Source organism: Oceanobacillus iheyensis HTE831, assembly GCF_000011245.1.
Classification (GTDB): Bacteria; Bacillota; Bacilli; order Bacillales; family Amphibacillaceae; genus Oceanobacillus; species Oceanobacillus iheyensis.
Map to the genome: position 1 here is coordinate 2348158 of NC_004193.1, position 26293 is coordinate 2374450.

Here is a 26293-nt window from a genome sequence, read left to right on the forward strand (position 1 = left end):
TCCTTTTTTATACACTAGCATATAGAAATAATTATGTGTATAATTGTTAGAATAATTACATCATCATTGAATTAAGGAGAGAGAACTATCATGAAACAATTTGGACTACTTATCCGAATCATCCTAGCTATAGTTCTTGGTATAGCTTTCGGAACATTTGCCAATGAATGGCTTGTACGATTATTTGCTACTTTTAATGACATTTTTGGTGGCTTTTTAACTTTCATTATTCCCCTTATTATCATTGGGTTTATTGCACCAGGTATAGGTTATATGGGGAAAGGGGCAGGAAAACTTCTCAGCATAACAGCACTTATGGCTTACATTTCTACAATAATTGCAGGAATTGTAGCGTTTCTATCTGCTAAGGCACTATATCCTAGTATTTTAAGTGGACACAGTTTAAAAATGTTTGACGATCCAAGCAGTGCTTTAGAAACTGGCTTCTTATCCTTTGAACTTACTCCACCTTTAGAAGTCGTGACTGCACTTATATTAGCCTTCGTACTAGGTATTGGAGCTGCAGCAATTAAAAGTGACTCGTTGCTAAACGTAATGACTGATTTTAGGTCTATCATTGAATTAGTTATACAAAAAGTTATTATTCCATTACTCCCAATTCATATTTTTGGAATCTTTACAAATATGACTTATGCAGGTCAAGTAGCTTCCATATTAAGTGTATTTGCAGTTGTTTTTGCGATGATTATTGTATTACATATCATATACTTGATAATTCAATATACGATTGCTGGAACATTAAGTCGACAAAATCCATTTAGTATGCTCAAAAAAATGATACCGGCATATTTTACAGCTTTAGGTACCCAATCTTCTGCTGCCACCATTCCGGTAACATTACAGCATACGAAAAAATTACATGTAAAAGGAAATGTTGCTGATTTTACTGTACCCCTATTAGCAAACATACATTTATCAGGGAGTACCATTACGATAACTAGCTGTGCATTAGCTGTAATGTTTTTACAAGGATCTGTTGCTACAATTGGTTCGGTATTGCCATTTTTACTTGTATTAGGAGTAACAATGATTGCTGCACCTGGCGTTCCTGGCGGCGCTGTAATGGCTGCTATAGGATTATTAGATACTATGTTAGGTTTCGGACCTACAATGGTTTCATTAATGATCGCTTTATATCTTGCACAAGATAGTTTAGGAACAGCTTGTAATGTAACAGGCGACGGAGCAATTACAAGTATCGCAGATTCAATAAATAATAAGTGGAAAATAACAAATGATGATGCTTAATTTTCACTAAAATATTTTACTAAAAACAGCCTTTTCCGACTTGGAAAAGGCTGTTTTTATATGGTCTAAGATAATGATTAAGTTAAAAAGTCTCTAGAGTATACTTTTATGTTCATCTTTATTACGTTTTTAAGGGTCTCTAATGGTTTTCTATTAATTAATCAAGCTATAACCCTTTGATACTTCTCGTTCGTGGAGATGTACGAAAACGTATTGCTAAATCTCGGAAGCTTTTTTCATGAACATCTCTAATAATACTACTTGATTAAACTCTAATTATGCACCGTTTATCCAATAACCATACTGACAGCGATGAGAGGCACTCCAACTCCATCTAATGTAATAAATACCTTCTCGTACTTCTGTATCTAATATATTTCCTTCTTCCAACCCAGGTAATGTTATGTTAGAATTCAATTGCACGCATCTCCTTTTTGTTTGGTTTAGTGGTTTAAACAATGATAACAAAAATAGGAGATTGCGTGTTTTTTATTTTTCTTTTACCCCAACAAATATTATAGAGCCAAAAGAAAAGACGGATTAGATATTTAAATCTAATCCGTCTTTTCTTTCGTTGCCTGGCGGCGTCCTACTCTTGCAGGGGCAAAGCCCCAACTACCATCGGCGCTGAAGAGCTTAACTTCTGTGTTCGGCATGGGAACAGGTGTGACCTCTTCGCTATCGCTACCAGACCTACAGGATGTAGGTCGTTCGGTGTTGTTCACAGGACGTGAACGGTTTTAAACGAACTTCCTTATTTTTTTAGGATTGTACCCTAAAAACTAAATAAGAGTAACGTGACATCAATATATTCTAGCTCCAGTCTCTATCAACTATCAGACTTCCTTCTCTTCCTTGCGATAAGTCAATAACAAATCGTCTAACGACTCTTTGTATTTCCTTTATCTCATTCAGAGAATGTCCAGTCTGTACGTTGATGTACAGAGCCTGTCGCTTTATATACTTAGATAAGTCCTCGATCAATTAGTATCCGTCAGCTGCACGTGTCGCCACGCTTCCACCTCGGACCTATCAACCTCATCGTCTCTGAGGGATCTTACTCACTCGAAGTGATGGGAAGTTTCATCTTGAGGGGGGCTTCATGCTTAGATGCTTTCAGCACTTATCCTTACCACACGTAGCTACCCAGCCATGCTCCTGGCGGAACAACTGGTACACCAGCGGTGTGTCCATCCCGGTCCTCTCGTACTAAGGACAGCTCCTCTCAAACTTCCAACGCCCACGACGGATAGGGACCGAACTGTCTCACGACGTTCTGAACCCAGCTCGCGTACCGCTTTAATGGGCGAACAGCCCAACCCTTGGGACCGACTACAGCCCCAGGATGCGATGAGCCGACATCGAGGTGCCAAACCTCCCCGTCGATGTGAACTCTTGGGGGAGATAAGCCTGTTATCCCCGGGGTAGCTTTTATCCGTTGAGCGATGGCCCTTCCATGCGGAACCACCGGATCACTAAGCCCGACTTTCGTCCCTGCTCGACTTGTAGGTCTCGCAGTCAAGCTCCCTTCTGCCTTTACACTCTACGAATGATTTCCAACCATTCTGAGGGAACCTTTGGGCGCCTCCGTTACTCTTTGGGAGGCGACCGCCCCAGTCAAACTGCCCGCCTGACACTGTCTCCGAACCGGATCACGGTCCTGGGTTAGAATGTTCATACAGCGAGGGTGGTATCCCACGGGTGCCTCCACGTAAGCTAGCGCTCACGCTTCAAAGGCTCCCACCTATCCTGTACAAGCTGCACAAACATTCAATATCAGGCTACAGTAAAGCTCCACGGGGTCTTTCCGTCCTGTCGCGGGTAATGCGCATCTTCACGCATAGTATAATTTCACCGGGTCTCTCGTTGAGACAGTGCCCAAGTCGTTGCACCTTTCGTGCGGGTCGGAACTTACCCGACAAGGAATTTCGCTACCTTAGGACCGTTATAGTTACGGCCGCCGTTTACTGGGGCTTCGGTTCAAAGCTTCGCTCCGAAGAGCTAACTCGTCCCCTTAACCTTCCAGCACCGGGCAGGTGTCAGCCCCTATACTTCGCCTTTCGGCTTCGCAGAGACCTGTGTTTTTGCTAAACAGTCGCTTGGGCCTATTCACTGCGGCTCCTCCTATGAAGGAGCACCCCTTCTCCCGAAGTTACGGGGTCATTTTGCCGAGTTCCTTAACGAGAGTTCTCCCGCTCACCTTAGGATTCTCTCCTCGCCTACCTGTGTCGGTTTGCGGTACGGGCACCTATGATCTAACTAGAGGCTTTTCTTGGCAGTGTGAAATCCGGAACTTCGGTACTCAATTTCCCTCCCCATCACAGCTTGAAATTGCCAGACGGATTTGCCTATCTGACTTTCTCACTGCTTGGGCGCACACGTCCATCGGTGCGCATTCCTTATCCTACTGCGTCCCCCCATCGCTCAAACAATCATGAGGTGGTACAGGAATATCTACCTGTTGTCCATCGCCTACGCCTATCGGCCTCGGCTTAGGTCCCGACTAACCCTGAGAGGACGAGCCTTCCTCAGGAAACCTTAGGCATTCGGTGAAAGAGATTCTCACTCTTTTTTCGCTACTCATACCGGCATTCTCACTTCTAAGCGCTCCACCAGTCCTCACGGTCTGACTTCGCAGCACTTAGAACGCTCTCCTACCATTGTTCGTAAGAACAATCCGCAGCTTCGGTGATACGTTTAGCCCCGGTACATTTTCGGCGCAGAGTCACTCGACCAGTGAGCTATTACGCACTCTTTAAATGGTGGCTGCTTCTAAGCCAACATCCTGGTTGTCTGGGCAACTCCACATCCTTTTCCACTTAACGTATACTTTGGGACCTTAGCTGGCGGTCTGGGCTGTTTCCCTTTCGACTATGAACCTTATCACCCATAGTCTGACTCCCAAGTTTAAGTAACTGGCATTCGGAGTTTGACTGAATTCGGTAACCCGGTAGGGGCCCCTAGTCCAATCAGTGCTCTACCTCCAGTACTCATCATCTTGAGGCTAGCCCTAAAGCTATTTCGGAGAGAACCAGCTATCTCCGTGTTCGATTGGCATTTCACCCCTACCCACACCTCATCCCCGCATTTTTCAACATACGTGGGTTCGGGCCTCCAGTCAGTGTTACCTGACCTTCACCCTGGACATGGGTAGATCACACGGTTTCGGGTCTACGACCACATACTATATTCGCCCTATTCAGACTCGCTTTCGCTGCGGCTCCGTGTCTTCCACTTAACCTTGCATGGGATCGTAACTCGCCGGTCCATTCTACAAAAGGTACGCCGTCACCCATTAACGGGCTTCGACTACTTGTAGGCACACGGTTTCAGGTTCTATTTCACTCCCCTTCCGGGGTGCTTTTCACCTTTCCCTCACGGTACTGGTTCACTATCGGTCACTAGGGAGTATTTAGCCTTGGGAGATGGTCCTCCCGGATTCCGACGGAATTCCACGTGTTCCGCCGTACTCAGGATACACTCCGGAGGAAATTCCTTTTCAATTACAGGGCTGTTACCTTCTTCGGCTGACCTTTCCAGATCGATTCATTTAAAGAATTTCTTTGTAACTCCAAAGGAGTGTCCTACAACCCCAGAAAGCAAGCTTTCTGGTTTGGGCTCTTTCCGTTTCGCTCGCCGCTACTCAGGAAATCGAGGTTTCTTTCTCTTCCTCCAGGTACTGAGATGTTTCAGTTCCCCGGGTCTGCTCCCTATACCCTATGTATTGAGGTATAGGTACTGCTCCATTACGAACAGTGGGTTTCCCCATTCGGAAATCCCCGGATCAAAGTTTACTTACAACTCCCCGAGGCATATCGGTGTTAGTCCCGTCCTTCGTCAGCTCCTAGTGCCAAGGCATCCACCGTGCGCCCTTATTCACTTAACTAAGTTATTTCAGTAAATAAGCGTGCTAATTTAATAGCCTTGTTTCAATCTAGCTTCAGCTCCTAGTGACTAGTGTAACTTCCTTCTCCTCCGTACGATAAGTCAACATCGATTCACATACGTTCATCGTGTATCCTTTATCTCCTTCGGTTCAGTCCAGTTCATACGTCACTAAACAGTCGCTTCAGCCTTCTGTTTTTTTGATGTCGTTGTTACTCTTATTTAGTTTTCAAGGTACAATATAGTAACTTCTGTAAAAGAAGTTTATTCAATCGAGAGATTGCTCTCTCAAAACTGAACCAAACAACCAAGTACGATTCCGTAATAATCCTTAGAAAGGAGGTGATCCAGCCGCACCTTCCGATACGGCTACCTTGTTACGACTTCACCCCAATCATTAGTCCCACCTTCGGCGGCTGGCTCCTTACGGTTACCTCACCGACTTCGGGTGTTACCAACTCTCGTGGTGTGACGGGCGGTGTGTACAAGGCCCGGGAACGTATTCACCGCGGCATGCTGATCCGCGATTACTAGCGATTCCGGCTTCATGTAGGCGAGTTGCAGCCTACAATCCGAACTGAGAATGGTTTTGTGGGATTTGCTTGACCTCGCGGGTTCGCTTCCCTTTGTTCCATCCATTGTAGCACGTGTGTAGCCCAGGTCATAAGGGGCATGATGATTTGACGTCATCCCCACCTTCCTCCGGTTTGTCACCGGCAGTCACCTTAGAGTGCCCAACTTAATGCTGGCAACTAAGATCAAGGGTTGCGCTCGTTGCGGGACTTAACCCAACATCTCACGACACGAGCTGACGACAACCATGCACCACCTGTCACTCTGTCCCCGAAGGGGAAACTCTATCTCTAGAGTGTTCAGAGGATGTCAAGACCTGGTAAGGTTCTTCGCGTTGCTTCGAATTAAACCACATGCTCCACCGCTTGTGCGGGCCCCCGTCAATTCTTTTGAGTTTCAGCCTTGCGGCCGTACTCCCCAGGCGGAGTGCTTAATGCGTTAACTTCAGCACTAAGGGGCGGAAACCCCCTAACACCTAGCACTCATCGTTTACGGCGTGGACTACCAGGGTATCTAATCCTGTTCGCTCCCCACGCTTTCGCTCCTCAGCGTCAGTTACAGACCAGAGAGTCGCCTTCGCCACTGGTGTTCCTCCACATCTCTACGCATTTCACCGCTACACGTGGAATTCCACTCTCCTCTTCTGCACTCAAGTTCCCCAGTTTCCAATGCACGTTTACGGTTGAGCCGTAAGATTTCACATCAGACTTAAAGAACCGCCTGCGAGCGCTTTACGCCCAATAATTCCGGACAACGCTTGCCACCTACGTATTACCGCGGCTGCTGGCACGTAGTTAGCCGTGGCTTTCTGGTTAGGTACCGTCAAGGTACTATCAGTTACTATAGTACTTGTTCTTCCCTAACAACAGAGTTTTACGATCCGAAAACCTTCATCACTCACGCGGCGTTGCTCCGTCAGACTTTCGTCCATTGCGGAAGATTCCCTACTGCTGCCTCCCGTAGGAGTCTGGGCCGTGTCTCAGTCCCAGTGTGGCCGATCACCCTCTCAGGTCGGCTACGCATCGTCGCCTTGGTAAGCCGTTACCTTACCAACTAGCTAATGCGCCGCAGGCCCATCTGTAAGTGACAGCAAAAGCCGCCTTTCAACTTCTCATCAGGAGATGAAAAGTGTTATCCGGTATTAGCTCGCGTTTCCACGAGTTATCCCAGTCTTACAGGCAGGTTGCCTACGTGTTACTCACCCGTCCGCCGCTCATTCCATTATCGTCACCTCTAAAAGAGGATCTGATAACTTCCTGCGCTCGACTTGCATGTATTAGGCACGCCGCCAGCGTTCGTCCTGAGCCAAGATCAAACTCTCCATAAAAGTTGTGTTTCTTGTGCTTCAGAAGTCAACTTCTGACTTCATTTCTTTTTAAGAAAAACGAGGTGTTTTTCTTCTTTCGTACTGGTTGTTTTGTTCAGTTTTCAAAGAGCAATTTCGTTGTCGCCTTCAAAACAGCGACTTTAATAATTTACCACGCATCAAAAGATGTGTCAACAACTTTTTTGAGGAATTTTGTAAGATTTATAATTAACTTGTCCTCAATTGGTGGATAATCATTGTAGCATTCATTCTTAAATAAGTCAACCTTGTTTATTTAAAATATATCACTTAAAAAAGCGAACTTAAATACAGTACTATATATTTCATTATTTTACAAGCTTTTTAAATAAAAACCAATTAAAAAATTAATTATGAGACTTGATAAAAAGACATATGATAACGTAAATCTATGAAATATACGGAGAATCCTTTATATTGCCTGAATAATTATGTTCCAACCATATATTTTTAAACTCCAATTCATCCATATACATCAAAAAGATCCCAATTCTTCATGAGGTTGGGATCTTTTCAACTACACACCGACTCATATATAAGATTTCTAAGGTTATTTAGAAATTGTTTCACCTTTCCACTCTAGCATTCCACCACTCATATTTTTTACATTAAAACCTTGATCTTGTAAAAACTCAGAGGCATTATAACTTCTTCTTCCAGAACGACAAATCATTATATACTCTTTATCTTTATTTAAGTTCTCATATTCGTGTGGAATATCACTTAGTTTAATATGCTTAGCATTTTCAATGATACCTTGTGCAACTTCTTCATCTTCACGTACATCTACTAGTACTACATTATTTTCATCTTTTATTTCTTCTACTTCTTCCGGAGAAATTTCTTTAATTTCAGCCATGTTAATCCCATCCTTTTAAAGTCAAGATTTTCTAAATTTAATATTACTTGGATTAAGAATAAGATGCAACATCTTTGATTAAAATAAGCCTACTTAATAAAAGGCGGTGACCATATGCTGTACTCTCTTTCGCTTCTATTAACACTTTCTATAGTAAGTCCTGTAGCTGAACAGCCAACAGACCCGATTTCTATTCATTCATATCATGAAGATGTAACCGGTGATGGACAAAGTGATACGATTGATTTAAAAGGGGAACTATTTGCACCTGATGGCCAATATTATCAACATATATGGGCTGATATTACTGATGCAAATAATCATTCCTGGACTATTCCTTATGGAGGAGGTTATGAACCTTCACTACAATTCGTAGATTTAAACCACGATAATCAAAATGATATTTTTTATCAGAGTGCTACTGGAGGAAGTGGAGGGTTATATACAAGTAAACTCCATACAATCAAAAATAATCAGTTGATCGAAATTCCCTTGCCAAACAATCAACCGTTACAAGGAGAATTTATTGATGATTTTAAAGCATCGATAACTTTACTTCCTGGAGAAGAACCAATTATTATTGATTTATCTGATCGTAAAGACGAATATATTCGACTCAATATATATGATGAAAACGGAAACTTATTAGAACCTACTTCGTTAATGATAGATCCAGTTGCTATGTTTGAACCCGTTAATCTCAGTGAGAGAAATGGATACGGTTTAAAAAGTTATCAACAAATCAGCGGAGCTTATCATGCAGACGGAATTGGTGTAGTTGAATCACTCTGGTATTACGAAAAAGGGAAATGGAAATTATTAAAAACGACATTGAAATCAGATAATCCAACGGAAAATCCAACAGAGGAAAATAAAGATGAATAACCTCTATAAAAAGAAGCATTGACCATTTCCAGATCAATGCTTCTTTTTTTAATTTGCTACTATATTTACAAGCTTTCCTGGCACAACGATAACTTTACGGATAGTTTTTCCTTCTAACCATTTTTGCATGCTTTCGTCATCTAATGCCGCTTTTTCAAGATCATCCTTACTAATATCAACAGGAACCTGAATTTTAGATCGAACCTTACCCATGATCTGTAGAACGACTTCCACTTCATCTTCTACTAATTTTGATTCATCATATGCTGGCCAAGTAGCCTTACTTATTGATTCTGAGTGTCCAAGTTTTTGCCAAATTTCTTCACTTAAATGTGGTGCTACTGGTGACAGTAATTTAACAAAGCCTTCCGCATAAATTTTAGGAATTTTATTCGCTTTATAGCATTCATTAATAAATACCATCATTTGTGAAATACCAGTATTAAAATGCATATGTTCAAAGTCATCTGTCACTTTTTTCACTGTTTCATGATAAATCTTGTCTAATTCAGTGGATTCATCATCAATAATTTTATCTGTAAGCGAACCATCATCACCTACATACAATCTCCATACACGATCTAAAAATCTACGCGATCCATCTAATCCGTTTGTAGACCAAGCAACAGAAGCATCTAGCGGTCCCATAAACATCTCGTATAAACGTAATGTGTCTGCGCCATGCGAATCGATTATATCATCAGGATTCACTACGTTCCCTTTGGATTTACTCATTTTTTCGTTGCCTTCACCAAGAATCATGCCTTGATTATATAGCTTTTGGAATGGTTCTTTTGTGGAGACGACTCCAATATCAAATAAGAATTTATGCCAGAAACGAGCATATAACAGATGGAGAACCGCATGTTCTGCTCCACCTATATATATATCGATAGGTAGCCATTCTTCTAATGCCTTTGGATCTGCCAATCGCTCTGTATTATTTGGATCAATATAACGTAAGAAATACCAACAACTACCGGCCCACTGTGGCATTGTATTGGTTTCACGACGTCCTTTCAATCCAGTCTCTGGGTCAACTACATTTACCCAATCAGTATTATTTGCTAATGGCGATTCTCCCGTACCTGAAGGTTTTATTTCAGCAACTTGAGGAAGTGTCAATGGTAAATCCTCATCAGGTACAGCTGTCATTGTACCGTCTTCCCAATGAATAATTGGAATTGGTTCTCCCCAATAGCGTTGACGAGCAAATAACCAGTCACGTAGACGATAAGTTATTTTTTTCTCCCCACTACCATTAGCTTCTAGCCAATCAATCATTTTCGTTATTGCTTCTTCCTTACCCAACCCATTCAAGAATTCAGAATTAACATGTTCACCATCACCAGTATAAGCCTCATCATCTATATTCCCACCAGCGACTACTTCTTTAATAGGTAAGCCAAATGTATTTGCAAATTCATAATCACGTTCATCATGCGCAGGAACAGCCATAATTGCTCCCGTTCCATAGCTCATTAATACATAATCCGCAACCCAGATTGGCATTTCTTCTCCATTAACCGGATTAATTGCATACGCTCCCGTAAATACACCAGTCTTATCTTTAGCTAAATCTGTTCTTTCCAAATCTGATTTGGTCTGTATTTCATCTAAATAGTTTTGAACTGCTTCTTTTTGACTCAACGTTGTTATTTCTTTTACTAAAGGATGTTCCGGAGCGACAACAGCATATGTTGCTCCAAATAATGTATCCGGACGTGTAGTAAATACAGTAAACGTCCCTTCGTTTCCTTTTATAGAGAAAGTAACTTCCGCACCTTCTGAGCGTCCAATCCAATTTCGTTGCATTTCTTTTAGGCTATCTGGCCAATCTAATTCATTTAAATCTTCTAACAAACGGTCAGCGTATGCCGTAATTTTTAACATCCATTGTTTCATTGGCTTACGGATTACAGGATGTCCGCCTCTTTCGCTTTTACCATCAATTACTTCTTCATTCGCAAGCACTGTGCCTAAAGCCGGACACCAGTTCACCGCGACTTCATCCATATATGCTAGGTCATTTTCATATAATTTTTTAAAGATCCATTGTGTCCATTTATAGTAATTTGGATCAGTTGTATTTATTTCTCTATCCCAATCATAAGAGAAACCTAATTCTTTAATCTGACGTTTAAACGTATTAATATTTTGATTTGTAAATTCTGCAGGGCTATTACCAGTATCAATTGCATATTGCTCAGCAGGAAGACCAAACGCATCCCAACCCATTGGGTGCATTACTTCATATCCTTGCATACGTTTCATACGGGCTAAAATATCTGTAGCGGTATATCCCTCTGGATGCCCTACGTGTAATCCCTGCCCTGATGGATAAGGAAACATATCTAATGCATAGAACTTTTCCTTATTAGAGAACGTATCTGTTTTAAAAGTTTTATTGTCTTCCCAATAATCTTGCCATTTCTTTTCTATTTGACGATGCTGAAAACTCATGTCAACCCTTCCTTTCATAGTAAAACTGCTTACACTTTAATTTTTTGAGTAAACTAAAAAAAGCCACTCATCCCTCATAAACAGGGACGAGAAGCTTTTATTTCCCGCGGTACCACCCAAATTAGCGTCTATGAAGACACTCACTTGACATCGATAACGTTGATGAAACGGCAATAGTTACTTAAGTTCACTACAGCAACATCCAAGGTGAGTTCATATGTACATCATCAACAGTTTTCACCAACCACTGTCTCTCTTTTTTTGATGAGTTACACACTACTAGTCCTTATCATAGTCGTTAATTGATTTAATGGAATTATAATGAAAATACTTTTCGATGTCAAGAAACCATCGAAATATAATCATAGTATATACATATTTCTCAAATTGGAAACTTACTTCTATTTATTTATTAATATTAGACATGCTAAAATGTAAATATCACAAAAGCAAATGGAGGAAAATCTGCTAATGTTAAAAGGGATATTACATTTCGCCCATTATTTATTAGAGGAATCAATAAGTGAAGGTGAAGTTGTTATTGATGCAACATGCGGTAATGGTAATGATACGTTATTCTTAAGTCGAGTAGTTGGAAAAAGTGGTCATGTTTATGCATTTGACATACAACAACAAGCTATTCAAAACACAAAACAAGCACTGGAAAAGTATCATAACAACAATGTTACATTAATACACGGAAGTCACGCGCTAATCGAGGATTATGTACAACACGATGTTATTGGAGGAGCTATTTTCAATTTAGGATACTTACCACGAAGCGATAAATCAATTATAACGAAACCAGACTCAACAATAGAAGCTATTCAAAAAATATTAACAAAGTTGAAGAAAGATGGAATCATTGTAATTGTCGTATATTACGGTCATGATGGAGGTACTAGTGAAAAAGAGGCAGTATTAAAGCATGTGGCTAATTTAGATCAAAAACTGTACAACGTCTTACAATATGGTTTTGTAAATCAAAAAAATTACCCACCCTTTATTTTAGCTATCCAAAAAAGATGAGATATCACTTGAAAAGATGAACACTTTTCAAGTGGATCTTCTACTCGTTTCAATTATCATTTGACTCAACTTGTTGTCCCATAAAATAGTAATATAAACAATAGGTTCATAAAATGACCCACGGTAAAAACAATAAACAGAAACAAACCAGAAATTAACGCTTTTTTCATTTTATTTTTGATTTGTAATACTATACGCAATAATATATAAAATGAAATCAACATAAAGGGGATCGAGTATAAATACCCAAACGTAGTTACCCAACTATATAATGGATTTTCTACAACTTTAACAATTGTTTCACTTTGCTCAATAAATGCTAAACGCTGATTATACCCCACTATAAAAATGATAGATAATATGATGTAGTAGACAAATGAGACTATCTTTACCCATCTGGCTTCATCGATTGTTAATATATATAAACCAATAAAAAATAGTATGCCAATAATCAATTGGATCATCATCCAATATCGCTCCACTTCTATATCTTGAATTTCAACTTTTTTATTGTATCATAAAATAAAATTCAAGAAAGAGGAAATTTGCACTACCAATTCGTTTTTGCTTTTTCTAACTCCTCATACTCTATGGTTGGACGTTGCATTGAAGGAGGACAAACCCTATTATACTCTTTAATACGCTTATTAATTTTTTTTAATTCTTTTTCATTATTGACCGCTTGAAGTTGTATGGCAATCTCTTTTTGAAGCTTTAACCAATAAGGAAGATAACCAGCATCTTTTGCGATTTTCTGGAAGTTTTGAAGTACATCTCGTTTCACATAATCCTTCGGTAAAGGTTTTCCCATTCCGTTTAAATCTTTTCTATTCATTTCGCCGGAATCCTTTAAAATATCGCCAATTATATCATTATATTTCCTATCCATTCGTTTTAACTCCTTTTTTCAAATTGGCCAATCGAACCATTCCCCATGAGGATGTGTATGCATTTTAAATTCTTCATTCCTGTTACCGTTGATATAACTTTCTACATGTAACTGTCCATCCCAAATATTATTATAAATATGAAATACATCTCGTTTTTTCCCAATTTCAGAAACACGATCTAATAAGGTTTCACGTTGTTCTTTAGTAAGTTGATTTGCAACATGTGTATGAAAGATACAAAGTATAGATTCTTTATCACATTCTATAGCTAGTTCTTCTAGACAACTTAAGGCATCCGCTTCTATTAGCCTGATTTGCTCATTTGCCTTATTAAATTGACCAATAGCTTTATCCAACACTTCTATTCTATGCAAATCCTCTGGCCAAACTAATGATTTCAACCATCTCACATCATCATCGTCCATTAAATTCAAAACATGTAAATCTATACCTAACCTATCCTTGATAGGTAATTCTTTTGATGTAAAAGAAGGTAAATCTCCTTTTCTCACAAAAGAACTTATTGTTAAATCAGAATCAATATTTCCAAATTTACTTTTATTACTATTATAAGTATATGCATACAGATCACATAAAAGTTGTAATCCAGCACTAGTACCGATTTCGATTAAAGACATCTGCCTACCGGTCTTCTCATAAATATAATGAAATATAGGGAATAAATATGCACATCTGTTCACTTCATTCGTTTGCACGTATTTTGTGGTAATTCGTTTGATAATATCATCCTTATGATTTTGTACAAAATCTTTAAAATCTGGGTAAGCATAATTAGGTTGGTCTACCTCTTTTTTAAATTCTGGATAATAGTTTTTGAGTGGATGGTCATTGTGTATGTAAAGTAGATCTTTAACGGAAGCAAATAATAAATTGGCTACCGGCTGCCCTTTGGGAATAACTGAACAAAGGTCAATCATTTCAGGATCTTCGGAAATGTGTAAAGATAAAATGGAATAAAGTGAGCTTTTTTCTTTTACTTCTATTTCACCAAAATGGATGAACCTATCTTTTAAATTCATTATTCAATCCCTCCTAACTGTAATTCCTACATTCTTTATATATTCGTCAAATATTCTTTAACACCTTTATGTAATTGGATTCGTATATTTTTTGTTCCATTTTAAATTTGGTATACTTTAACATAATGCTAGTACATAGGAGGTTTTTTATGATTGATCATTATAATAATATTTATCCAACGATTCATCCAACAGCATTCGTTGCCAAAGACGCTGTAATTAATGGGGATGTTCAAATAAAGGAAAAAGTAAGTATTTGGTTCCATACAGTAATACGTGGTGATGTATCTAAAACAACTATTGGAAAGCGTACAAATATTCAAGATTTATGTATGTTACATCAAAGTCCTGGACAACCACTGATTATTGAAGAGGATGTAACTGTTGGACATCAAGTAACGCTCCATTCTGCGATTGTTAGAAAAAAAGCTTTAATTGGAATGGGATCGATCGTACTAGATGGAGCTGAAATTGGTGAGGGTGCTTTTTTAGGGGCTGGTAGTCTTGTTCCACCGGGCAAGAAAATTCCTGCCCATACACTTGCAATGGGTAGACCAGCAAAAGTCGTACGTGAATTGACAGAAGAGGATTATAAAGAGATGGACCGTGTAAGAAATTCTTATGTGGAAAAAGGCCAATACTATAAAAATAATACTAATATGGGTATTTAATAAGCTAACATAAGACACACCTTAGAAAAAATGTTATCACACAAATGATGTTGAAATTTATTTCTAAGGAGTGTCGCTTATTTCAACTAATCATGAAATTTTGTTTCATTTTCCTCGCTCTCTTTTATTGTAATTCCTGCTTATTTGCAAAATACTTTAATTTCTTTAGCGCGCGGTAAGATAATGATTTTGTAGTACCATACGGAATATCTAATTGTTCTGAAATTTCTTTGAAACTTAATGCGTAATAAAATCGGAGCACGATAATGGTTCTTTCTTTTTCATTTAGACGATCTAATAGTTGCTCTACGGTAATCTTTAATGGAATATCCAAATCATAATAAGCTTTTGTAGACACTTTTTCTGGTTCCATTATGATCATCTTTTTATTCTTCCTTATCGTATCAAGTGCACAATTAATGGTTATTTTTGTGATCCACGTCTTAAAATATTGCGGATTTCTTAACTCAGGTAATTTTTCATATGTTCGATAAGCTGTTTCTTGAATTACATCATATGTATCATTAGAATTCTTTACATATGTATTCGCAATGCGGTATAGATTTTTCTCATAACTGTGAAATAATGCCATAAATGATTCTTGATTCCCTTTTTGTGCTTCTTCTACTAGTTCAATGATACTACCACCTGCTTTGCAATGTATAATATATTTTTTGTCATAATACCATAATAAGCAGCTTTGATTTTTCATAAATCAGTAAACTCAATAGAAGAATTCAACATAATTTTATATCTTTCAGATAAAATTCATGAAAGTTTTCCTGTATATTAAGTCAATTTTATAAATTTCTGTTAAGAATTGATGTCTAGTTGAAAAATTAATTATTATGATAAATGAGTGCCATAATAATAATTTCGAATGGAATCAAACTGTTGGTCCACTCGATTAATAAACTAAAAAAACTACCACCTTAAAGATAGATGATAGTTTTTTTAAACATTTAATTATTTAGTTAGAGCAATAAGCTCTTCTGTTTTGTCTGTTTTTTCCCATGGGAATAAGATATCTTTTCGACCAAAGTGACCATAAGCTGCGGTATTTTTGTATATAGGTTTTCTTAAATCTAACATGCGGATAATACCAGCTGGACGGAGATCAAATAATTCTCTAACTGCTTCTACCAATCTGTCTTCACTTACTTTTCCAGTTCCAAATGTATTAACTGCAATGGAGACAGGTTGAGCGACACCAATGGCATAGGCTAATTGAACCTCACAAGATTTTGCAAGTCCTGCGGCAACTATATTCTTAGCAACATAACGAGCTGCATATGCTGCAGAACGGTCTACTTTTGTAGCGTCTTTGCCACTAAATGCACCTCCGCCATGTCTAGCATAACCACCGTACGTGTCTACAATAATCTTTCTTCCTGTCAGCCCTACATCACCTTGAGGTCCTCCAATTACAAAACGACCAGTTGGATTTATAAAATATTTTGTTTTATCATCTAACAATTCGCTTGGAACAACCGCTTGAATGACTTTTTCAATCATATCTCTTTCAATTTGCTCATTTTGTATTTCTGAATGATGTTGTGTAGAGATAACGATTGTATCTATACGTTCGGGCTTGTCATTCTCATCATACTCAACAGTTACTTGTGTCTTTCCATCTGGACGAAGATAATCTACTATACCTTCTTTTCTTACATCCGCTAACCTTTTGGACAATTGATGTGCTAATGAGATTGGTAAAGGCATTAATTCTTCAGTCTCATCACATGCGTAACCAAACATTAGCCCTTGGTCGCCAGCTCCAATAGCATCAATTTCTTCCTCACTCATTTTTCCTTGTCGTGCCTCAAGTGCTTGATTTACTCCTCCTGCAATATCTGCAGACTGTTCATCTATCGCAGTTAATACCGCGCAAGTTTCAAAATCAAAACCATATTTAGCACGTGTATACCCTATTTCTTTTACTGTTTCACGAACAAGGGCTGGTATATCTACATAAGTAGAAGTAGAAATTTCTCCTGATACAAGAACTAGTCCTGTAGTTACTGTTGTCTCACATGCAACCCTTGCGTTTGGATCTTTCTTTAAAATTTCATCTAAAATAGCATCTGATATTTGGTCAGACATTTTATCTGGATGCCCCTCAGTTACTGACTCTGAAGTAAATAAACGTCGATTTGCAGCCATAAGGCTAAACTCTCCTTTGATATATGTTGGTACGGATCTCTTTATAACTTCTATCCTATTCAAAGTGCCAATAAAAGAACCTCGTACTAAAAAACGCGGTACCTAAAATTATAGATAAAAACAAAAAAACCTTTCCTTCATAACATGAGGAAAGGAAGAATTATGGCCTTTCGCTCTTATTGTTCAAGGAACTATTATCCTTGCATCAGATTAGCACCTTTTCACCAGTAGTGATGGTTGCTGGGCTTCATCGGGTCTGTCCCTCCACCAACTCTGAATAAGAGTATCCGTTCATGGTTAAGATTAACGAAAGGTGAGTTGTCTGTCAACTAATTTAAGCCTTGTCACATCAAAAAATATATTGCATAAAATAAATTTTAATATAGTATGGACTATTTATTTTAATGTGTTATACTAATAATCAGATTTAATAAATATGGATCGTTAAGAGATTAAAACTACTCTAATTAATAGTAAGGAGATTATACCATGAAAACTGTTGATAAGTCTTATATGAAAGAATTACAAACAAATCATATTCACCACAATCTATCGGTAGCACAGCTCGTTGAAAAAATTCTGTATAGACAAGAAGGAATTCTTACATCTACCGGAGCAGTACGCGCCACTACAGGAACTTATACTGGTCGATCTCCGGAAGATAAATTTACCGTTAAAGATGAAGTTTCGGATCAACATGTTAACTGGGGTAAAGTTAATAAACCCATCCAGGAGGAAGTATTCAACCAATTATTATCTAAAGTGATTTCTTATTTAAATGAAAAACAAGAAATATTTAAATTTCAAGGATTTGCGGGGTCTGATCATACTTACCGACTCCCTATTCAAGTGATTAATGAATATGCTTGGCATAATTTATTTTCTAGACAACTATTCATTACTCCAACGGAAGAGGAATTAAACAATCACCAAGCAGAATTTACAGTTATTTCAGCTCCAGGATTTAAGGCTGATCCAGCTATTGATGGAACAAATTCAGAAACATTTATATTAATTTCTTTTAAGAAAAGAATTGTACTTATCGGTGGTACTGAATATGCCGGAGAAATTAAAAAGTCCATTTTTTCTGTGATGAATTATTTATTACCACAGCAAGATGTGCTTTCTATGCATTGCTCCGCTAATGTAGGCCAGGAAGGTGACGTTGCATTATTTTTCGGGTTATCAGGTACCGGGAAAACGACATTATCCGCAGACCCCTACCGAAAATTAATCGGTGATGACGAACATGGTTGGAGTCCAAATGGTGTATTCAATATTGAAGGCGGTTGTTATGCGAAATGTATCAATCTCTCAGAAGAAAAGGAACCACAAATTTATAACGCAATCCGTTACGGTACTGTGTTAGAGAATGTGATTTTAAATGACAATAGCAGAGAACCCGATTATGATGATACTTCATTAACAGAAAACACACGTGCTGCTTATCCTTTAGAGAATATAGACAATATTATTAATCCTAGTGTTGCAGGGCATCCAAATACAATTATTTTCTTAACTGCTGACGCATCAGGCACATTGCCTCCGATTAGCAAACTGACAAAAGAACAAGCGATGTATCATTTTCTAAGCGGATATACAAGTAAATTAGCAGGAACAGAACGAGGAGTAACAGAACCACTAGCTACTTTCTCTGCTTGTTTTGGTTCTCCATTCTTACCATTAGCTCCATCTAAATATGCAGAAATGCTTGGAAAGAAAATTGATATGTTTGATACAAATGTATTTTTGATTAATACCGGATGGACTGGCGGATCATATGGAGTGGGTGACCGTATTAAACTTTCCTTCACCAGAGCAATGGTTCACTCTGCATTAGAAGGAGAATTAAATTCTATAGAAACAATCACTGATGAAATTTTCGGTTTACAGATTCCTGCTCATGTTCCTGGAGTCCCTGATGAATTATTAGTACCTAAACAGACATGGGGTAATAAAGAAGCATATATGAAAGAAGCACAAACACTTGCATTAAAATTCCACGAAAACTTTAAGAAATTCACTCTAGCTAGTGAAACGATTAAGCAAGCTGGTCCTTTATATAAAGGATAATTTAAACATGTTTACTCATCCCATTAAGGATTAATATAAATGAGTGAAGTACTCGTTCGATATTTGCGAACAACCAGTCTCAATACGAGGCTGGTTTTTTATTCGTTTATCTCTGAAGGCTCGGTCCAGTTCGGCGTCGCTTAGCGGTGAGAAATGCTTTTGACTTGGCTAGCATTGCTCACCACCGACTTCGCAACTTCCCTCCCCTTCCTTCGATAACTCATCTTCCTCTTTCCTTTCGGAGATTCGTTTATCTCTGAAGGCTCAGTCCAGTTCAGCGTCGCTTAACGGTGAGAAATGCTTTTGACTTGGCCAGCATTGCTCACCAGCGACTTCGCAACTTCCCTCCCCTTCCTTCGATAACTCATCTTCCTCTTTCCTTTCGGAGATTCGTTTATCTCTGAAGGCTCAGTCCAGTTCGGCGTCGCTTAGCGGTGAGAAATGCTTTTGACACATATTTATATTTGGGCGCATACACTATTTTGATAAATTTTATCACATTTGTTGAAGGGAACGGTGGGTATGCGTAAGACGTATTTTATTATTAGTTTTGTCGCTGTTCTAATACTTTTATCGGCTTGTAATCAAGAATCAACCACAAACATAAAATTAGCAGAAGTAACAAGATCTATTTTCTATGCTCCACAATACGTAGCTTTGGAAAAAGGGTTCTTTGAAGAGGAAGGATTAGAGGTAGACTTACAAACCACTTGGGGCGGAGACACAACAATGACTGCATTATTGTCGGATGGTGCCGATATTGCTTTAGTAGGGTCTGAAACATCAATGTATGTGTATGCACAAGATTCAAGGGATTATGCAATAAACTTTGCTCAACTAACACAAACAGATGGAACATTTCTTGTAGCAAAAGAAGCAGACGATGATTTCTCTTGGGAAGATCTAAAAGATAGTACTTTCCTTGGCCAACGTGTTGGCGGAATGCCGCAGATGGTTGGTGAATATGTATTAAAAGAAAATGGAATCGATCCCCATGGAGATTTAAAATTAGAACAAAATATTGACTTCGCAAATATTGCTGGAGCTTTTGCTTCCGGAGACTATGATTATGTACAGTTATTTGAACCAACTGCAAGTATATTTGAAGCAGAAGGGCAAGGACACATTGTTGCTTCATTCGGGGAAGAATCTGGAGCTGTTCCATATACGGTATTTATGACCAAACAAAGCTTTATAGAGAAAGAAGATGAAGCAGTTGAAGCATTTACTAGAGCCATTTATAAAGCACAACAATGGGTGGATGAACAAAGCGCGGAAGAAATCGCAGAAGTAGTAGCTCCATATTTTGAAGAAACTGATGTAGAAATGTTAGCTTTATCAATCGATCGATATAAAGCTCAAGGTTCTTTTGCCACAGATCCAATTCTCGATGAAGAAGAGTGGAATAATTTACAAGGGATCATGAAAGAAGCTGGTGAATTACCAGAAAATGTACCTTATGAAGACCTTGTAAATACAGATTTTGCAGAGCGTGTCATGTCAGAATAAAGAGGAGGAACTATCTTGTCATTTCTGACACTTGAGCATGTAACCCACTATTATTTCTCAAAGGATTCATATGTAAAGGCACTGGATAACATCTCATTTACCATCAAAGAAGGGGAATTTATATCCCTATTAGGTCCAAGCGGCTGTGGGAAATCAACACTGTTATCCATTATTGCAGGCATTATTCACCAAACAGAAGGCCAAGTGTGTTTGCAAAAAGAAGAATTAATTAACCAAAATCAAGCAATTGGTTATATGCTTCAACAAGATTATCTTTTTCCTTGGAAAACCATTATTGAAAATGTACTGATTGGACCAAAGATTCACAGCAATATAACAGAAGAAATAAAACAAAATGCAATTAGTTTATTGAATGAAGTGGGACTGAAAGATGTTGAATCAAAATATCCTTCCGAATTATCTGGAGGAATGAGACAACGTGTAGCATTGGTTCGAACTTTAATCAATGATCCAAAAATTTTATTATTAGATGAACCTTTCTCTGCTTTAGATTATCAAACTAAATTAAAGCTAGAAGACCTTGTTTCCAAATTACTAAAAACCTATAAAAAAACCGCAGTACTAGTAACACATGATATTGGAGAAGCAATCGCAATGAGTGATCGAATCATCTTATTAAATTCTCATCCTGGATCAGTCGCAAAAATATATGATGTCCCACTGGAACTCAGGGATGAAATGCCATTACACGTAAGAAAACACCCAAAATACCAATTACTTTTCGATAAAGTATGGGATCAATTAGAACAAAAAGATGATTCCTCACCACTAAGGGATGATGAACATGAGTGATAAACAACTTTTTTCAAATTATCTTCAAGGCTTAAAAAGAGAGAATAAAATCGTATTTGCTTGGCAAATTTCCATTCTAATCATTTTGATTAGCTTATGGGAAATCGCCAGTAGATTGTATTGGATAGATCCTTTATTATTTAGTTCTCCAAGTAGAGTATTTCATTTAATTATTCAACGATTCGCTAATGGTTCACTGTTTTCTCATATTCAGGTTACTTTGTTAGAAACAATCCTAGGTTTTTTAATTGGAACCATCGGAGGTATCTTAATAGCAACCTTATTATGGTCTTCAAGACGCTTTGCACGAGTTATGGACCCTTATCTCGTCATTATGAATGCAATGCCAAAAGTTGCTTTAGGCCCTATTCTCATTGTTGCATTAGGTCCTGGATACCTTTCCATTATCGCCATGGGTTTCATAATTTCCGTTATCGTTACTACACTAGTAGTATATTCTGCTTTTAATGAGGTTGATCCGAACTATCAAAAAGTAATGCTTAGTTTTGGGGCTACTAGATGGCAATGCTTTAAAGAGGCGATCTTTCCTTCCGCATTGCCAGCAATAATATCTACATTAAAAGTAAATGTTGGTCTGTCTTGGGTAGGGGTTATTGTAGGGGAATACCTTGTTTCCAAACAAGGGTTAGGTTACCTCATCATCTATGGTTTCCAAGTATTCGATTTTACTCTGGTGATGTCGAGCTTAGTAATTATTGCTGTACTTGCAACGATAATGTATAAAGTCGTAGAAAAAATTGAACAGGTACTCATACGAAATAGAAGCGTGTAAGTCCAAGGCTTACACGCTTCTATCATTATTGTAAAAAATTGTTTTGATCCGCTTCATACAAGTATGGAGCACATCATCCTTCATAATAAAACTATACCCTTTTCGCTTACGTACATTTTTCGGTATTACGGATAGTAACACCGGACCTTTCGTTTCATAATACGTTTCTTGTTCAACTAACTTATGAATCATAGCAAAATATACATTTTTTATCACTGTGTCATTTCTTCCATCCACTTTATACTGGCCAATATAATGTAGTGATTCTACAGATCCACCAGTTTCCTCCATAACTTCTCGAACTGCCGCTTGTTCAGCTGTTTCTCCAGGTTCAACCTTCCCACCAGGGAATTCTATGCCTCGTTCCTTATGAGCAGTTAATAACCATTTATCTTTATAACGACAGATAACCCATACGTGCTTAGGCTCTTTAGAAAATGGATGATCCAAAAATGATAATTGTACAGTATTATTATAGAAATCCTTAAATCTATTCAAATCTTCCACTACTTTCTTCGATTGAAAATTACTGATATGTTATCTTTGAAATTTTCCAATCATGTTGAAACGTGAAATCCACTACCAATGTATATTCTCCTACCATTTCATTATAATTACTTTGAGTTAATTGGATAGTATTTTCATCTTTTTTAATCATATCATAATCATTTTCCTCTTGAAACCAAGATGGTGCATCCATGGGGATTATGTACATCCCATCTTGCTTTTCTTCATAGTAATACGATACAAAGTCTGAAGCCAAAGCTTCTGTGGTATACTGTTCAAATGCTTGAATAAGTTCATCTTTCGATTGATAAGCTTGTACTTTATAATTGCTATCTACTTCCTGTATTAATGTATCCATGAAACCATTCATTTTTTCTGTTATAGTGGAATGATCTAAAATTGAAGATTCCTTTTCTACCTGAACAGAGGCACTGTTACTATGATTTTCAGCATTAACTACTTCTTCTTGATTAAATGCGGAGAGTAAGATTATACCTAAAAATGCAACTATACTAAGTGCTAATACGTAATACGTTTTATTCTTCATTAGTTGAGACACTCCTCCAATAAGTTGAGTATAAGCGCTTAGTAATCTTTACCTTTTTTTCATCTTAGTTAAACCTACAATCCGTTTTTCCTAGTGTATTACTGTAGTCCAATAGAAAGAGTGAGGACTACAGTAATATTCCTCTCACAGCGTATATTCGTCAATACACCATTCTTATAAATGCTTATCTGATAATATTCCCATAGTTTGAATATGATTTTTAGTTTTTTCATCACCTAGGTCGTATAATAGTTGAAAAGCTTCTGTCATTGTATTGTCGTACATATCGTTTGCTTCATCATTGTGGTAAGGCATAAAGGGAATATGCGCTCGTTTAAAAGAATCAAAACTTGATTCATGCATATCCTCAAACTTCGATCGTAGTAACGTAATTTCATCTTCTGTTGCATATATAACAAAATCATCATTATTTTGATAACGAACTTGAGATATTTCACCTTCACCAACACTAATAAAATATTTTTGTTTATCCATATCTGACACCTCCTAGTATATAATCTGTGTATTTTTGTCTAATTCATCCAAATAAAAAAAGAGTATCTAAACTTATCAAAGTAAAATACTCTCTCATCATTACATATATTCGCTATAACACGTCTGGAACTTATTTCCCTAAATTATGACGCACTAATTTATTAGCAGCATTTCTAGGAAGTTCATTAACTACATGAATTTCTTTTGGACGTTTGTACTTCGCTAAATATTTTTCTAGATGTGCAGCAATTTCATTCTCACTTATGGGTCTACTACATACAATAAAAGCAATAGGAACCATCCCCCATTCTTCATTAGGACTTCCTTTTACTCCTGCTTCTTCTATACCTTCTATTTGTACTAATACGTTTTCTATTTCAGAAGGGTAGATATTTTCTCCACCAGAAATAATTAAATCATTTCTTCTATCCACAACATATAAATAACCTTGTTCATCCAAATATCCCATATCTCCAGTATGTAGCCAGTTATTTTCAAACACTTCTTTATTCGTCTCTGCTCGTTTATAGTATCCTTTGGTAACCATTGGACCTTTTACAAGAATTTCCCCAATTTGATTTGGATTATTTTCATTGTGTGCTATTTTAAGCTGTGCTGGAAAAAGCGGTTTGCCCGCAGAACCAATTTTTTTCAACGCATCTTCAGGAGTTAATGTAACAATTTGTGAAGATGTTTCTGTCATCCCATAGGATTGAAAAACTGGTATATTTTTTAATTTTGCTTGTTCTAATAAAGATTTAGGTGCTGGACCACCACCAAGAAGCATACAACGAAAGTCGTTCGGATAATGATGGTTTCCTAGCCGCTTTATTAACCGTTGAACCATTACAGTAACAACAGATACAATCGTAACCTTACGATCCATAATGGCATTATGAACCTTTTCAACTTCAAACTTTTCTAATACATAGATAGGCATCCCATAGATCACACTCTTTAACATGGTAGACAAACCACTTACATGAAATAAAGGTAAGGGGATTAACCATTTATCATTATCGTGTAACCCTAAATTTAATGCTGAACTTGTTGCACTCCACCAATGATTGCCAAAGGTTTGCTGTACAGCTTTAGGGAATCCTGTAGTACCAGATGTATACATCATAGTAAATATATCATCGAAATAAATTTCACTCTTTAGCGTTATTATACTTGTATCTTCCGTTACAGATTCTAGCTCGTTGTAATCCATTCGCTGCAGGACAAACTCGCTTGCCTTAAAAGATTCGGAAGTTATAATCACCTTAGCGTCAGAATCTAAAAGTTGTTGGTTTAATTCGTTGATTGTCAGTTTAGTATTTAATAAAACCGCTACCGCACCTAAGTAACTACATGCATATATGATTTGAATCATTTCAGCACAATTCGTAGAAAGGATCGCAATATGATCTCCTTGTCGAAAACCAAGTTTCCCTAATTTTCTCGCATAGGACTGACTTCGATGAAATAATTCAAGATACGTAATTGAACTACCATCCTCAAATTCAATTGCCTTTTTATCAGGGGATAAATCTGCTCGTTTTGTTAGCCAATGTGGAGTTGTTTCACTCATGATAATCTCTCCATTCTAGTACACTATACGATAAAAGAAACCTTTGTCCACACGGGACAAAGGTTTTTCTCCATTCTATCACATCTTAAGGGAAGCGAGGGAATTGTTTAAAGTCAGGTTTTCTTTTTTCTTTAAACGCATCGCGTCCTTCTTTAGCTTCATCCGTTGTATAATACAATAATGTAGCGTCTCCACCTAATTGTTGCAGTCCAGCTAATCCATCTGTATCCGCATTAAAGGAAGCTTTTAAGAAACGTAAAGCTGTTGGCGATTTTTCTAAAATTTCTTCACACCATTGGATAGTTTCTTCCTCAAGTTTATCTAGTGGTACAACCGTATTTACAAGTCCCATTTCATATGCTTCATCCGCATTGTATTGACGACATAAATACCAGATTTCACGTGCGCGTTTATGACCAACTAGACGTGCTAAATATCCAGCTCCGTAACCCGCATCAAAGCTACCCACTTTTGGACCTGTTTGACCAAAGATGGCATTATCAGCAGCAATTGTTAAGTCGCAAACTACATGTAGTACATGACCTCCACCAATAGCGTAACCGGAAACCATTGCAATTACTGGTTTTGGTATCGTGCGGATAAGACGTTGTAAATCTAATACATTTAAACGAGGAACCTCGTCCGTACCAACATAACCCCCGTGCCCGCGCACAGATTGGTCTCCACCTGAACAGAAAGCTTTTTCACCTTCTCCAGCTAAAACAATTACACCGATAGAAGAATCATCGCGAGCATCAATAAATGCATCAATCATTTCTTTTACCGTTAGTGGTGTAAATGCATTACGTTTTTCAGGACGATTAATGGTAACTTTTGCAATCCCATTATATTTTTCATAAATTATTTCTTCATAGCTGTTTACCTTTTGCCATTCTACAGACATATATATG

At 37.8% G+C, this 26293-nt stretch carries 21 protein-coding genes, 3 rRNA genes, 1 riboswitch and 1 other annotated feature; of the genes, 8 read left to right on the forward strand and 16 right to left on the reverse strand.

Going from position 1 to position 26293, the window contains the following annotated elements; genetic code table 11:
- The first annotated feature begins 90 nt into the window (after nt 1-90).
- The gene (locus tag OB_RS11840) at nt 91-1269 is read left to right on the forward strand and encodes a dicarboxylate/amino acid:cation symporter (protein WP_011066696.1); all 1179 of its coding nucleotides are present in this window, start codon (nt 91-93) and stop codon (nt 1267-1269) included.
- Between the two features lie 276 nt (nt 1270-1545).
- Here the strand turns inward: OB_RS11840 and OB_RS18660 are convergent, their stop codons facing one another.
- The 5 genes from OB_RS18660 to OB_RS11860 form a co-directional block, all read right to left on the reverse strand.
- On the reverse strand, nt 1546-1686 hold the full coding sequence (locus OB_RS18660; protein WP_160162354.1) for a hypothetical protein: 141 nt from the start codon (nt 1684-1686) through the stop codon (nt 1546-1548).
- A 159-nt stretch (nt 1687-1845) separates the two neighbouring features.
- A 5S ribosomal RNA gene (gene rrf, locus OB_RS11845) occupies nt 1846-1961 on the reverse strand.
- A 272-nt stretch (nt 1962-2233) separates the two neighbouring features.
- Nucleotides 2234-5155: ribosomal RNA gene (locus OB_RS11850) — 23S ribosomal RNA — on the reverse strand.
- Between the two features lie 334 nt (nt 5156-5489).
- Nucleotides 5490-7054 (reverse strand): 16S ribosomal RNA (locus tag OB_RS11855).
- The 16S, 23S and 5S rRNA genes sit together here, the layout of an rRNA operon.
- A gap of 568 nt (nt 7055-7622) precedes the next feature.
- Nucleotides 7623-7931 (reverse strand): rhodanese-like domain-containing protein, encoded by a 309-nt coding sequence (locus tag OB_RS11860; protein WP_011066698.1) that lies wholly within the window; start codon nt 7929-7931, stop codon nt 7623-7625.
- Nucleotides 7932-8045: 114 nt separating this feature from the next.
- Here OB_RS11860 and OB_RS11865 point away from each other — a divergent pair, with 114 nt between their 5' ends.
- Nucleotides 8046-8816 carry a hypothetical protein gene (locus tag OB_RS11865; RefSeq protein ID WP_011066699.1) on the forward strand — a complete coding sequence of 257 codons (771 nt, stop codon included), beginning with the start codon at nt 8046-8048 and terminating at the stop codon, nt 8814-8816.
- Nucleotides 8817-8864: 48 nt separating this feature from the next.
- On the opposite strand, the gene leuS is transcribed toward OB_RS11865, so the two are convergent.
- Nucleotides 8865-11279 (reverse strand): leucine--tRNA ligase, encoded by a 2415-nt coding sequence (leuS, locus tag OB_RS11870; RefSeq protein ID WP_011066700.1) that lies wholly within the window; start codon nt 11277-11279, stop codon nt 8865-8867.
- A 79-nt stretch (nt 11280-11358) separates the two neighbouring features.
- Nucleotides 11359-11581, reverse strand: a binding site (T-box leader).
- Between the two features lie 169 nt (nt 11582-11750).
- Between leuS and OB_RS11875 the strand changes: the two genes are divergently transcribed.
- Entirely contained in the window at nt 11751-12308 is a 558-nt protein-coding gene (locus OB_RS11875) for a tRNA (mnm(5)s(2)U34)-methyltransferase (RefSeq protein ID WP_041544248.1), read from the forward strand.
- Between the two features lie 65 nt (nt 12309-12373).
- Here the strand turns inward: OB_RS11875 and OB_RS11880 are convergent, their stop codons facing one another.
- From OB_RS11880 to OB_RS11890, 3 genes are all read right to left on the reverse strand, one after another.
- Nucleotides 12374-12775: a hypothetical protein gene (locus tag OB_RS11880; RefSeq protein WP_152023708.1), complete on the reverse strand. Its 402-nt coding sequence runs from the start codon at nt 12773-12775 to the stop codon at nt 12374-12376.
- A gap of 83 nt (nt 12776-12858) precedes the next feature.
- Entirely contained in the window at nt 12859-13197 is a 339-nt protein-coding gene (locus OB_RS11885) for a DnaJ family domain-containing protein (protein ID WP_041544251.1), read from the reverse strand.
- A gap of 18 nt (nt 13198-13215) precedes the next feature.
- Nucleotides 13216-14238 carry a DUF2332 domain-containing protein gene (locus OB_RS11890; RefSeq protein WP_011066704.1) on the reverse strand — a complete coding sequence of 341 codons (1023 nt, stop codon included), beginning with the start codon at nt 14236-14238 and terminating at the stop codon, nt 13216-13218.
- A gap of 149 nt (nt 14239-14387) precedes the next feature.
- Between OB_RS11890 and OB_RS11895 the strand changes: the two genes are divergently transcribed.
- On the forward strand, nt 14388-14909 hold the full coding sequence (locus OB_RS11895; RefSeq protein WP_011066705.1) for a gamma carbonic anhydrase: 522 nt from the start codon (nt 14388-14390) through the stop codon (nt 14907-14909).
- A 124-nt stretch (nt 14910-15033) separates the two neighbouring features.
- On the opposite strand, the gene OB_RS11900 is transcribed toward OB_RS11895, so the two are convergent.
- The gene (locus tag OB_RS11900) at nt 15034-15621 is read right to left on the reverse strand and encodes a sigma-70 family RNA polymerase sigma factor (protein ID WP_231846945.1); all 588 of its coding nucleotides are present in this window, start codon (nt 15619-15621) and stop codon (nt 15034-15036) included.
- A gap of 254 nt (nt 15622-15875) precedes the next feature.
- A complete protein-coding gene (gene metK / locus OB_RS11905; RefSeq protein ID WP_011066707.1) occupies nt 15876-17072 on the reverse strand; it encodes a methionine adenosyltransferase in 1197 nt (398 codons plus the stop codon).
- A 173-nt stretch (nt 17073-17245) separates the two neighbouring features.
- A riboswitch (SAM riboswitch) is annotated at nt 17246-17356 on the reverse strand.
- A 205-nt stretch (nt 17357-17561) separates the two neighbouring features.
- On the opposite strand from metK, the gene pckA reads away from it, so the two are divergent.
- The 4 genes from pckA (at nt 17562) to OB_RS11925 (ending at nt 22260) form a co-directional block, all read left to right on the forward strand.
- Nucleotides 17562-19145, forward strand: coding sequence for a phosphoenolpyruvate carboxykinase (ATP) (gene pckA, locus OB_RS11910; protein ID WP_011066708.1), 1584 nt, complete (start codon nt 17562-17564; stop codon nt 19143-19145).
- Between the two features lie 522 nt (nt 19146-19667).
- Nucleotides 19668-20654, forward strand: coding sequence for an ABC transporter substrate-binding protein (locus tag OB_RS11915; RefSeq protein WP_011066709.1), 987 nt, complete (start codon nt 19668-19670; stop codon nt 20652-20654).
- Between the two features lie 15 nt (nt 20655-20669).
- Nucleotides 20670-21467 carry an ABC transporter ATP-binding protein gene (locus OB_RS11920; protein ID WP_011066710.1) on the forward strand — a complete coding sequence of 266 codons (798 nt, stop codon included), beginning with the start codon at nt 20670-20672 and terminating at the stop codon, nt 21465-21467.
- Nucleotides 21460-22260, forward strand: a complete 801-nt coding sequence (locus OB_RS11925) for an ABC transporter permease (protein WP_011066711.1) — start codon at nt 21460-21462, stop codon at nt 22258-22260. Before OB_RS11920 ends, OB_RS11925 begins: the two co-directional genes overlap by 8 nt.
- Nucleotides 22261-22269: 9 nt before the next feature.
- Here the strand turns inward: OB_RS11925 and ytkD are convergent, their stop codons facing one another.
- The 5 genes from ytkD to menB all read right to left on the reverse strand — a co-directional run bounded on the left by ytkD (nt 22270) and on the right by menB (nt 26286).
- Nucleotides 22270-22758 carry an RNA deprotection pyrophosphohydrolase gene (gene ytkD / locus OB_RS11930; protein ID WP_011066712.1) on the reverse strand — a complete coding sequence of 163 codons (489 nt, stop codon included), beginning with the start codon at nt 22756-22758 and terminating at the stop codon, nt 22270-22272.
- A 28-nt stretch (nt 22759-22786) separates the two neighbouring features.
- Complete coding sequence (locus OB_RS11935; protein ID WP_011066713.1) at nt 22787-23314, reverse strand: hypothetical protein; 528 nt, start codon at nt 23312-23314, stop codon at nt 22787-22789.
- A 174-nt stretch (nt 23315-23488) separates the two neighbouring features.
- Nucleotides 23489-23809, reverse strand: a complete 321-nt coding sequence (locus tag OB_RS11940; RefSeq protein ID WP_011066714.1) for a hypothetical protein — start codon at nt 23807-23809, stop codon at nt 23489-23491.
- A gap of 130 nt (nt 23810-23939) precedes the next feature.
- On the reverse strand, nt 23940-25382 hold the full coding sequence (locus tag OB_RS11945; protein ID WP_011066715.1) for an o-succinylbenzoate--CoA ligase: 1443 nt from the start codon (nt 25380-25382) through the stop codon (nt 23940-23942).
- An 85-nt stretch (nt 25383-25467) separates the two neighbouring features.
- Nucleotides 25468-26286 (reverse strand): 1,4-dihydroxy-2-naphthoyl-CoA synthase, encoded by an 819-nt coding sequence (gene menB, locus OB_RS11950; RefSeq protein WP_011066716.1) that lies wholly within the window; start codon nt 26284-26286, stop codon nt 25468-25470.
- Between the last annotated feature and the right edge of the window lie 7 nt (nt 26287-26293).

What these genes read in the sequence shown, in the direction of transcription:
- OB_RS11840 (WP_011066696.1), top strand. Translation starts at nt 91, where the DNA reads ATGAAACAATTTGGACTACTTATCCGAATCATCCTAGCTATAGTTCTT.
- OB_RS11860 (WP_011066698.1), bottom strand. Translation starts at nt 7,931, where the DNA reads ATGGCTGAAATTAAAGAAATTTCTCCGGAAGAAGTAGAAGAAATAAAA.
- OB_RS11865 (WP_011066699.1), top strand. Translation starts at nt 8,046, where the DNA reads ATGCTGTACTCTCTTTCGCTTCTATTAACACTTTCTATAGTAAGTCCT.
- leuS (WP_011066700.1), bottom strand. Translation starts at nt 11,279, where the DNA reads ATGAGTTTTCAGCATCGTCAAATAGAAAAGAAATGGCAAGATTATTGG.
- OB_RS11875 (WP_041544248.1), top strand. Translation starts at nt 11,751, where the DNA reads ATGTTAAAAGGGATATTACATTTCGCCCATTATTTATTAGAGGAATCA.
- OB_RS11880 (WP_152023708.1), bottom strand. Translation starts at nt 12,775, where the DNA reads ATGATGATCCAATTGATTATTGGCATACTATTTTTTATTGGTTTATAT.
- OB_RS11885 (WP_041544251.1), bottom strand. Translation starts at nt 13,197, where the DNA reads ATGGATAGGAAATATAATGATATAATTGGCGATATTTTAAAGGATTCC.
- OB_RS11890 (WP_011066704.1), bottom strand. Translation starts at nt 14,238, where the DNA reads ATGAATTTAAAAGATAGGTTCATCCATTTTGGTGAAATAGAAGTAAAA.
- OB_RS11895 (WP_011066705.1), top strand. Translation starts at nt 14,388, where the DNA reads ATGATTGATCATTATAATAATATTTATCCAACGATTCATCCAACAGCA.
- OB_RS11900 (WP_231846945.1), bottom strand. Translation starts at nt 15,621, where the DNA reads ATGAAAAATCAAAGCTGCTTATTATGGTATTATGACAAAAAATATATT.
- metK (WP_011066707.1), bottom strand. Translation starts at nt 17,072, where the DNA reads ATGGCTGCAAATCGACGTTTATTTACTTCAGAGTCAGTAACTGAGGGG.
- pckA (WP_011066708.1), top strand. Translation starts at nt 17,562, where the DNA reads ATGAAAACTGTTGATAAGTCTTATATGAAAGAATTACAAACAAATCAT.
- OB_RS11915 (WP_011066709.1), top strand. Translation starts at nt 19,668, where the DNA reads ATGCGTAAGACGTATTTTATTATTAGTTTTGTCGCTGTTCTAATACTT.
- OB_RS11925 (WP_011066711.1), top strand. Translation starts at nt 21,460, where the DNA reads ATGAGTGATAAACAACTTTTTTCAAATTATCTTCAAGGCTTAAAAAGA.
- OB_RS11935 (WP_011066713.1), bottom strand. Translation starts at nt 23,314, where the DNA reads ATGAAGAATAAAACGTATTACGTATTAGCACTTAGTATAGTTGCATTT.
- OB_RS11940 (WP_011066714.1), bottom strand. Translation starts at nt 23,809, where the DNA reads ATGGATAAACAAAAATATTTTATTAGTGTTGGTGAAGGTGAAATATCT.
- OB_RS11945 (WP_011066715.1), bottom strand. Translation starts at nt 25,382, where the DNA reads ATGAGTGAAACAACTCCACATTGGCTAACAAAACGAGCAGATTTATCC.
- menB (WP_011066716.1), bottom strand. Translation starts at nt 26,286, where the DNA reads ATGTCTGTAGAATGGCAAAAGGTAAACAGCTATGAAGAAATAATTTAT.